The 461-nt window shown below is 74.0% G+C and carries 1 protein-coding gene; it reads right to left on the bottom strand.

Annotated features, from left to right (window positions below; genetic code table 11):
- Positions 1 to 178: 178 nt before the first annotated feature.
- On the bottom strand, positions 179 to 461 hold a 283-nt coding region (locus ACXAGC_RS20500; RefSeq protein ID WP_474846865.1), incomplete at its 5' end, for a sortase domain-containing protein.

Here is a 461-nt window from a genome sequence, read left to right as displayed (position 1 = left end):
GCATGAGCAGGCCGTGAGCATCACCGCGCACCGCTTCGGCACGCCGAACCACCTCACGGACGGACTGATCTAGCAGCCCTCCCCACCACGGCCCCGTGCCGCGGACCACCGGCCCCTCGTGGGCCCGGTCCACGGCCCGGGGCCGTTCCGTTTCCCCGGCCGCAGCGCCCCTGATGGATCAGTCCTGGAGCAGGGACGCGTGCACGACCAGGTTCGCGTCGAAGGAGCCGGTCGCGGGGTCGTAGCCGTCGCAGGTGATCAGGCGCAGCTCCGGGCCGGCGGTGTTGCCGTAGACGCGCAGCGTGGGGAACGCGGCCGTCTCGTACCGCTCGACGGCGTCCACGGCGAACACGGCCGCGGAGCCGTCCTGGCGCGTGACGGTGATCCGGTCCCCGGGGGTCAACCGGTGCAGCTCGGCGAACAGGCCGGGGCCGCCGCCGGTGGCGTTGACGTGGCCCAGC

The organism is Alteromonas sp. AWJ4_197 (assembly GCF_056160285.1).
Note: the sequence above shows the minus strand (reverse complement) of the source record. Positions and strands in the feature narration are given on the sequence as shown.